The sequence below is a fragment of the Streptomyces purpurogeneiscleroticus genome (assembly GCF_020024005.1).
Classification (GTDB): domain Bacteria; phylum Actinomycetota; class Actinomycetes; order Streptomycetales; family Streptomycetaceae; genus Streptomyces; species Streptomyces purpurogeneiscleroticus.
Map to the genome: position 1 here is coordinate 1 of NZ_NHSG01000278.1, position 8,766 is coordinate 8,766.

7 protein-coding genes are annotated in these 8,766 nt (G+C 72.7%); 1 reads left to right on the forward strand and 6 read right to left on the reverse strand.

The genetic code is table 11. The features are described 5' to 3' along the window. Nucleotides 1-282: 282 nt before the first annotated feature. Nucleotides 283-2,433, forward strand: a complete 2,151-nt coding sequence (locus CCS38_RS17915) for a fructose-specific PTS transporter subunit EIIC (RefSeq protein ID WP_372457105.1) — start codon at nt 283-285, stop codon at nt 2,431-2,433. Nucleotides 2,434-2,535: 102 nt separating this feature from the next. Here the strand turns inward: CCS38_RS17915 and CCS38_RS17920 are convergent, their stop codons facing one another. From CCS38_RS17920 to CCS38_RS17945, 6 genes are all read right to left on the reverse strand, one after another. Further along, nucleotides 2,536-3,483 (reverse strand): cation diffusion facilitator family transporter, encoded by a 948-nt coding sequence (locus tag CCS38_RS17920; RefSeq protein WP_223734296.1) that lies wholly within the window; start codon nt 3,481-3,483, stop codon nt 2,536-2,538. Nucleotides 3,484-3,574: 91 nt separating this feature from the next. Continuing rightward, nucleotides 3,575-4,789 carry a mannose-6-phosphate isomerase, class I gene (gene manA, locus CCS38_RS17925; RefSeq protein ID WP_223734297.1) on the reverse strand — a complete coding sequence of 405 codons (1,215 nt, stop codon included), beginning with the start codon at nt 4,787-4,789 and terminating at the stop codon, nt 3,575-3,577. Between the two features lie 119 nt (nt 4,790-4,908). Further along, a complete protein-coding gene (locus CCS38_RS17930) occupies nt 4,909-6,054 on the reverse strand; it encodes an SIS domain-containing protein (protein ID WP_223734298.1) in 1,146 nt (381 codons plus the stop codon). Nucleotides 6,055-6,122: 68 nt separating this feature from the next. After that, entirely contained in the window at nt 6,123-6,305 is a 183-nt protein-coding gene (locus tag CCS38_RS17935; protein ID WP_223734299.1) for a Trm112 family protein, read from the reverse strand. A 135-nt stretch (nt 6,306-6,440) separates the two neighbouring features. Beyond that, a complete protein-coding gene (locus CCS38_RS17940; protein ID WP_223734300.1) occupies nt 6,441-7,799 on the reverse strand; it encodes a phosphomannomutase/phosphoglucomutase in 1,359 nt (452 codons plus the stop codon). A gap of 163 nt (nt 7,800-7,962) precedes the next feature. Further along, the coding region (locus CCS38_RS17945) for an L-lactate permease (protein ID WP_223734301.1) at nt 7,963-8,766 on the reverse strand (804 nt) is incomplete at its 5' end.

Genomic DNA, 8,766 nt, shown 5'->3' on the forward strand with positions numbered 1-8,766 from the left:
GGAGGGGTGGGGTTCTTGTTGCAGGATGCGGGGTGCGCGGGAACACTTGCACGCTCTTGCGCGGCACATCGTGAGGAGAGAGACGTGACCAGCAGTTCAGCGGTGCCCCCCGAGGGCGCCGGGCCCCCGGGTCCGGAGAGCGCAGTCCCCCGGGGCGCAGCGTCCGAAGAGGTCGCGAGCACCGGAACGAGCGCCGGAACGAGCGCCGAAAAGGGCGAGCAGGGCCAGGGGCTGCGGCTGCTCGCCGTGACCGCCTGCCCGACCGGTATCGCCCATACGTACATGGCCGCCGAGAAGCTGGCGCAGGCCGCCGAGGCGCTCGGGCACGACATGAAGGTGGAGACACAAGGGTCGATCGGGGCCGAGAACGTACTGTCTGACAACGATGTCAGGCACGCGGACGGGATCATCATCGCGGCGGACAAGGACGTCGACCGCGCCCGGTTCGTCGGTAAGCGCGTCATCGTGGTCGGCGTGGCGGAGGGGATCCACCATCCCGAGCAGCTGATCGAGCGGGTGCGGAGCGCGCCCGTGTACGGCGCGGACGCGGGTGCGGGTACTGGGAGCGCCGGCGCCCCCGGTACCGATGCGGCGGCCACCGGGACGGCCGGCGGCAAGGAGCGCAGCGTCGCGTACAAGGCGCTGATGAACGGCGTCAGCTACATGATCCCGTTCGTCGTGGTGGGCGGGCTGCTCATCGCCGTCTCGCTGGCGCTGGGCGGGCATCCGCAGGCCGACGGCGGGCTCGTGATCCCCGACGGCTCGTTCTGGAAGCACGTCAACGACATCGGGACGATCGGCTTCACGCTGATGGTGCCGATCCTGTCCGGGTACATCGCGTACGCGATCGGGGACCGGCCCGCGCTGGTACCGGGCATGATCGGCGGCTGGATCGCCAATACGGGCGCGCTGTACGACTCCAAGTCGGGTGCGGGCTTCATCGGGGCGATCGTCACCGGCTTCCTGGCCGGGTATCTGGTCCTGTGGATCAAGAAGGTCCGGGTACCGAAGTTCGTCCAGCCGATCATGCCGATCATCGTGATCCCGATCGTGGCCACGACGGCGCTGGGGCTGTTCTTCATCTACGTCATCGGGCAGCCGATCTCGTGGGTCTTCGAGCATCTGACGAGCTGGCTGGGCGGGCTGACGGGGTCCAGCGCGGCGCTGCTCGGCGTCATCCTCGGGCTGATGATCGCGTTCGACATGGGCGGGCCGGTCAACAAGACGGCGTTCCTGTTCGGCGCGGGGCTGGTGTCCAAGAACCCCGAGATCATGGGCATGTGCGCGGCCGCGATTCCGGTGCCGCCCCTCGGGCAGGGGCTGGCGACGCTGCTGCGCCGCCGGTTCTACAACGACCAGGAGCGGGAGACGGGCCTCGCGGCGCTGTTCATGGGGTGCTTCGGCATTACGGAGGGCGCGATTCCGTTCGCGGCGGCCCGGCCCGCACGGGTCATTCCGTCGAACATGGCCGGTGGCGCGGTGGCCGGTGCGATCGCCGGCCTGGCCGCGGTGACGGACAACGTGCCGCACGGCGGGCCGATCGTGGCCGTGCTGGGCGCGGTGGGCGGCGTCGCGATGTTCTTCGTGGCGGTCGCGGCGGGCACGGTCGTCACCGCGCTGTGCACGGTGACGCTGATGTCGATGGCGGAGCGGCGCGTTGGCGCCGGGGGCGCCAAGGAGACCGGCGAGGCCGGGGCCGGTGGCGAGGCCGCCGAGGCTCCTGCTGCGGAACTCGCCCTCGCGGGCGCCACGACGGCCGGCGCGGCGAGTACGGCGAGTACGGCGAGTACGGCCACCGAAGGCGCACCGCGGGAAAGCACAGCCACTCCGGCCCCGGAGACCGCCGCGGACACAGCCCCGGAGACGGCCGCGGACCCGGCCCCGGAGACGGCCGCGGACCCGGCCCCGGAGACGGTCGACGACAGGACGACGGCCGTGGACACGGACGCAGCCGCCGACCGACACAAGGCCAGTACCACCGTCCTCTCCGGCTACCTCACCCCCGCCACCATCAAGGTCCAGCTCGATGCCGCCGAGAAGGAGGCGGCCATTCGGGAGATGGCCGAGCTGGCGGCCGGGACCGGGCGGGTCGCGGACGTGGACGAGCTGGTGCGGGTGGCGCTGGCACGGGAGGCGCAGGGCACCACCGGGCTCGGTGAGGAGATCGCGATTCCGCACGCCAAGACGGACGCGGTCACCGCGCCGGTCGTCGGGTTCGCACGGTCCGCCGAGGGCATCGACTGGGAGTCGCTGGACGGCACGCTCGCGAAGCTGGTCTTCATGATCTCCGTACCGGAGGCCGCCGCGGGCGACGAGCACCTGCGCATCCTCGCCCTGCTCTCGCGGAAGCTGATGGACGCGGACTTCCGGGCGCGGCTGCAGGCGGCGCCGGACAGCGACGCGATCATGGCCGTACTCGCCGAGATCCGGTAACGGGATCCAGTAACGAGAACCAGTAAGCGAACGGCAGCAAAAAAGAAGGCGGGCCCCGCACTCAGAACCACTGAGTGCGGGGCCCGCTTCACAAGAGCCTGGTCAGGCGCCCGGTACCGGGGTGCCCGAGGCCGCGGCCTCCGTGCTGTAGATGTCCGGCTCCAGGTAGATCACCCGGGCGATCGGTACGGCGGCGCGGATGCGGTCCTCGGCGGCGTTGATCGCGTCGGCGACCTCCGTGGCCGTGTCGTCGTGCTGGACCGCGACCTTCGCGGCGACCAGCAGTTCCTCCGGGCCGAGGTGGAGGGTGCGCATGTGGATGACGCGGGTGACGGTGTCGCCGTCGACGATGGCCGCGCGGATCTTGGCGACCTCGTCGGCGCCGGCCGCCTCGCCCAGGAGGAGCGACTTGGTCTCGGCGGCCAGTACCAGGGCGATCAGTACGAGCAGCACGCCGATGCACATCGTGCCGATGCCGTCCCAGATCGCGTCACCGGTGATGAGGGTGAAGCAGACGCCGGCCAGCGCGAGGATCAGACCGACCAGCGCGCCGAGGTCCTCCAGGAGGACGACCGGCAGCTCGGGGGCCTTGGCGCGGCGGACGAACTGGGCCCAGGACTGCTCGCCGCGCAGCGAGTTCGACTCCTTGATGGCCGTCGCGAAGGAGAAGCTCTCGGCGACGATCGCGAAGACCAGGACGCCCACCGGCCAGTACCAGTGCTCCAGCTCGTGCGGGTGCTGGATCTTCTCGTAGCCCTCGTACAGCGCGAAGACGCCGCCGATCGTGAACAGCACGATCGAGACGAGGAAGCCGTAGATGTACCGCTCGCGGCCGTAGCCGAAGGGGTGTTCGGCCGTCGCCTCGCGCTTGGCCTTCTTTCCGCCCAGGAGCAGCAGTCCCTGATTGCCCGAGTCGGCGATCGAGTGCACGCCCTCGGCCAGCATGGAGGACGAACCGCTGAAGGCGAACGCCACGAACTTCGCTACGGCGATGGCCAGATTGGCGCCCAGCGCCGCGACGATGGCCTTGGTGCCACCTGATGCACTCATGAGTGCCGCATGTCCCTTCCGTCGACCGGGCTTTACTGCCCCTTTAACCACTTGGGAAGGTCATTGTTGCAGCCCGCCCCAGGGGCCTGCATCAGGCCACCACTGTCGCGCGGAAGAGCGTGCCCTCGCCGTCGACGGTGATTTCCTCCCCGGCCGGGACGAAGGCGGACTCACCGGGCGCGAGCGCCAGTTCCCGGCCCGCGGACGCCGCGCCGGGCGCGTCCCGCAGGACGACCGAGCCCGCCGTGCACAGCAGCACCTGGGGCGTACGGGCGTCCAGGGGCACCGCCGCCGAGCCGGGGGCCAGGACGTAGCGCGAGAGCCGGAACTCGTCGATGGGCGTCTCGTAGACCTCCTCGCCCGAGGGGCCGGCCTCCGGGCGCAGCACGCCCGCGTCGCCCGCCTCGAAGCGGACGATGCGCAGCAGTTCGGGGACGTCCACGTGCTTCGGGGTGAGGCCGCAGCGCAGCACGTTGTCGGAGTTGGCCATCAGTTCGACGCCGAGGCCGTTGAGGTAGGCGTGCGGGATGCCGGCGCCGAGGAACAGGGCCTCGCCGGGCTGCAGCGTCACGTAGTTGAGCAGCATCGCGGCGATCACGCCGGGGTCGCCCGGGTAGTGGTGGGCGATCGAGGCGTACGCGGCGTAGGACTCGGCGTGCGGGCCGCCGGCCTTGCCCAGGCGTTCGGCGTGGGCCGCCGCCTCGCCGACGGTCTCGGCCATGGCGTGCCGGTCGGCGGTGAGGACGGCGGTGAGGACCTCGCGGAGGGCGTCCTCCTCGGGCCCGGCGCGCAGGATGTCGACGTACGGCTTGAGGCTGTCGACGCCGAGTCCGGCGAGCAGCTCGGCGGCCTCCTCGGGGTGCCGGAAGCCGCACAGGCCGTCGAAGGGGGTGAGCGCGCAGATCAGCTCGGGCTTGTGGTTCGCGTCCTTGTAGTTGCGGTGACCGGCGCTCAGGGGCACGCCGCGCCGCTCCTCGTCGGCGAAGCCCTCCTTGGCCTGCGCGAGGTCGGGGTGGACCTGGAGGGAGAGCGGGGAGCCGGCCGCGAGCAGCTTCAGCAGGAAGGGCAGCCGGGGACCGAAGGCGCGTACCGAGTCGGTGCCGAGCTCGTGCTCGGGGTCCTCGTCGATGATCTCGGCCAGGGACTGGGGGCCGAGGCCCCGGTCGACGCGGGACGGCGCGCCGGGATGGGCGCCCATCCACATCTCCGCCTGCGGCTCACCGGTCGGCTCGACGCCGAGGAGGTAAGGGATCGCGGTCGTGGAACCCCAGGCGTAGGGGCGCACGGTGTTGGTGAGGCGGTCCATGGCGGGCGGGCTCCTGTAGTGGTCGATAGGGACGACAGGGGACGGTCAGGGGTCGTTCGGGAGGGGACCGGCGGCCGGGCGGCGGCGCGGGCCGCCAGGGCACGGCGCACCGCCCCGCCTCATGATCCCTCGGCGCCGGCGAGCGCCAGGTAAACGGCGGCGAAATCCGTGGTGGCCAGGAGCTGTGCGGCGTTCTCCAGGGGGCTGCCGTCGGGCTCCGCTTCCAGCTCGCTGACCGGAGTGTCCCGCTCCAGGGCCAGGTCGCGGGCGGCGGGCGCGGCGGACAGCGGGCCCGGCGCGCCCTCACGGAGCAGCAGCGCGCGGGCGTGCAGCGCCCCGGGCTGCTCGACCCGGTCGCGGAAGAAATCGTCCGGGTCGGCACCGGCCGCGAGGGCGCCGGCGAGCAGCATGCCGTGCGCGGTGAGCGCTTCGGGGAGCTCGGCGGCGAGCGCGGGGCGGCCCGCGAGGCCGGTCAGTACGGCGGCGAAGTGCCGGCCGACGGCCCCGGCGACCGGGCCCTCGGTCCAGACCAGCGGGAGGCTGTCGGCGAGCTCGGCGGCGAGGGTCTTGGCCGGATTGCTGTACGTGGCGGTGGCCGGGCCGCAGTGCTCGGCGACCTGGTCGAGGCGGTCGGCGAGCCGGGACAGCGCGTCGGCCGGGGCGTCGAGCAGGCCGATCCGGTCGGCGAGCGCCAGCAGCGGGGTGAGCAGCGACCAGAGGGTGCCGGGCGCGGCGGGCGGCGCGCCCTCGACGTCGAACTCGCCGTCGTACGAGGTGGTGGCGAGCGGTACGGCCAGGCCGTGGGCCTGCGTGATGGCGTCGGCGAGCGGGCTGCCGGCCGGGGTGACGCCCACGATGGAGCAGCCCCGGCGGTAGGCGTTCTCGACCAGCTCCGCCAGGCCCGCGTCGGCGCCGTCGGGGCCCGCGACGAGCAGCAGGTCCAGCGAGCCCGTCCAGCCCGGCAGGGACCAGCGCAGCGCGCCCGGGACGGGGGCCACGCCGGTGGGCCGGATCAGCGACACGGGGCAGCTGCCGCCGCCGAGGGCGCCGAAGAGGTCGGCGACGCAGGGGGCGGCGGGGCCGGGGCCCGCGACGAGGACCGTGCGGGGGCGGCCGTCGGGCGTGAGGTCCGGTATGCCGGCCTCGGCGGCGTTCCGCGCGGCGGTGCGCACGCGGGCGCCGGACTCGGCCACGGCGCGCAGCAGGCCGTACCGGTCCGCCTCGGCCAGGGCCTCGGGGGCGTCGAGGAGTGACTCGTCGAGCATGGTGTGCTGCCTTCCGGTCGCCGGACTTGGCTGGGCGGAGCGGCGGGGCCGGCCTGGGGCGCGGGCGCTCAGGCCGGTCGGCGGGCCTCGTCCACGAGGAGGACGGGGATGCCGTCGCGTACGGGGTAGGCGAGGCCGCAGTCGCTGCCGGTGCACACCAGCTCGGCGGGGTCGTCCGCAGACTTGTCCGCCAGGGGGGCGTGGCACGCCGGGCAGGCGAGGATCTCAAGGAGGCTGGCTTCGACCGGCATGGAGCGACCCCTTCAGGGTGATGATGTGTTTCCCCTCGTCAGCGTACCGCCGGGCGGCGGTGAGGGGTGCTTTTGGGCGGCCGGCGGCGGTCTGTGGCCGCCGCCGGCCGCCCTTCGGCTCAGCCGCGGGCGCGGCTATCCGCGCACGATGGCCAGAACCTCGTCCCGTACCCGCTCCAGCGTGGTCACGTCCCGCGCCTCGACGTTCAGGCGCAGCAGCGGCTCGGTGTTGGAGGGGCGGAGGTTGAACCACCAGTCGGCCGTGGTGACGGTGAGGCCGTCCAGCTCGTCCAGTTCCACGCCCTCGCGGCCCTCGTAGGCCGCCTTGATCGCGGCGAGCCGGCCGGTCTGGTCGTCGACGGTGCTGTTGATCTCGCCGGAGGCCGCGTACCGGTCGTACTGGGCGACCAGGCCCGACAGCGGGCCCTGCTGGCCGCCGAGGGCCGCCAGGACGTGCATGGCGGCGAGCATGCCGGTGTCGGCGTTCCAGAAGTCGCGGAAGTAGTAGTGCGCGGAGTGCTCGCCGCCGAAGATCGCGCCGGTCCTGGCCATCTCGGCCTTGATGAAGGAGTGACCGACCCGGGTGCGGACGGGCTTGCCGCCGCTCTCCTTGACCACCTCGGGCACGGACCAGGAGGTGATGCAGTTGTGGATCACCGTGGAGCCGGGCTCCTTGGCCAGCTCGCGGGAGGCGACCAGCGCGGTGATCGCGGACGGGGAGACGGGGTCGCCGTTCTCGTCGACGACGAAGCAGCGGTCCGCGTCGCCGTCGAAGGCCAGGCCGAGGTCGGCGCCGGTCTCCCGGACGCGGGCCTGGAGGTCGACGATGTTCTTCGGGTCCAGCGGGTTGGCCTCGTGGTTCGGGAAGGTGCCGTCCAGCTCGAAGTACATCGGGTCGAGCTCGATCGGCAGGCCCTCGAAGACCGTGGGAACGGTGTGACCGCCCATGCCGTTGCCGGCGTCCACGACGACCTTCAGGGGGCGGATGCCGGAGAGGTCGACCAGCGAGCGCAGGTGCGCCGCGTAGTCGCCCAGCACGTCGCGCTGGGTGACGGAGCCGGTCTCGGCGACGGGCTCGGGCGCGCCCTTCTCCAGCCACTCCTCGGCCAGCGCCCGGATCTCGGCGAGGCCGGTGTCCTGGCCGATCGGTGCCGCGCCGGCCCGGCACATCTTGATGCCGTTGTACTGGGCCGGATTGTGCGAGGCGGTGAACATCGCGCCCGGCAGGCCGAGCGCGCCGCTCGCGTAGTACAGCTCGTCGGTGGAGCACAGCCCGATTTCGGTGACGTCGGCCCCGCGCGCGGCAGCGCCACGGGCGAACGCACGGACCAGGCCCGGCGAGGACGGCCGCATGTCGTGCCCGATGACGATCGCTTCCGCCTCGGTGACCTGGGCGAACGCCGCACCGAACAGCTCGGCCAGGGTCTCGTCCCACTGGTCGGGGACCACGCCGCGCACGTCGTACGCCTTCACGATCTGCGACAGATCAGCCACAGCCACCCTCCTGAGGTTCTCTTCGGGAACCCCAAGCTACCGGGAAGATCTGTGGACCCGCCGTGAACCATCGGTGAACGACGGCCCGTAGGGCGGCTTCCGGCCCGAAACCGACGGTCGGAAGCCGGTCGGCGGGCCCCTGCGCGGGCCCGGACGCGGGCTCTCAGGGCAGCATCCAGCCCAGTACCGCCGTGCTCTGCCCCAGCACGATCAGGCACATCACGAGGAGCAGCAGCAGGCTCCAGGGGAGGACCTTGCGGAGCAGGTCGCCCTCGCGGCCCGCGAGGCCGACGGCGGCGCAGGCGATGGTGAGGTTCTGCGGGGAGATCATCTTGCCGAGGACGCCGCCGGAGCTGTTGGCCGCGGCGAGGAGTTCGGGCGACAGACCGGACTGCTGGGCCGCGGTGACCTGGAGGGCGCCGAAGAGGGCGTTCGCGGAGGTGTCCGAGCCGGAGACGGCGACGCCGAACCAGCCCAGTACGGGCGAGAGGAAGGCGAGGCCCGCGCCGGCCGCGGCGACGAAGTGGCCGATGGTGGCGGCCTGGCCCGAGAGGTTCATGACGTAGGCCAGGCCGAGGACGGACGTCACGGTCAGGATGGCGAAGCGCAGCTCGTGGACCGTGGCCAGCCACTCCTTGACGGCGGCGCGCGCCCGCACGCCCAGGACGGCCGCGGTGACCGCCCCCGCGAGGAGGACGAGCGTGCCGCCGGTGGCGACCAGCGGGAGCGTCAGGACGTTGCCGCCGACCGGCTTGCCGTCGGGGCCCGCGACGTTCAGCAGCGGCCAGTCGAAGGACTGCGTGGCGGCCGCGGCCCAGTCCTTGAACGGCGGTATCTGCGCGAGCGAGAAGACCACGATGATCAGGCCGTACGGGGCGTACGCGCGGACCGTCTCGCGGCGGCTGTCGCGCACATCGAGGTCCTCGCTGCGGACGCCGGTCAGGACGGCGGCGCGTACGGAGGCGGC

What these genes read in the sequence shown, in the direction of transcription:
- CCS38_RS17915 (WP_372457105.1), top strand. Translation starts at nt 283, where the DNA reads ATGGCCGCCGAGAAGCTGGCGCAGGCCGCCGAGGCGCTCGGGCACGAC.
- CCS38_RS17920 (WP_223734296.1), bottom strand. Translation starts at nt 3,483, where the DNA reads ATGAGTGCATCAGGTGGCACCAAGGCCATCGTCGCGGCGCTGGGCGCC.
- manA (WP_223734297.1), bottom strand. Translation starts at nt 4,789, where the DNA reads ATGGACCGCCTCACCAACACCGTGCGCCCCTACGCCTGGGGTTCCACG.
- CCS38_RS17930 (WP_223734298.1), bottom strand. Translation starts at nt 6,054, where the DNA reads ATGCTCGACGAGTCACTCCTCGACGCCCCCGAGGCCCTGGCCGAGGCG.
- CCS38_RS17935 (WP_223734299.1), bottom strand. Translation starts at nt 6,305, where the DNA reads ATGCCGGTCGAAGCCAGCCTCCTTGAGATCCTCGCCTGCCCGGCGTGC.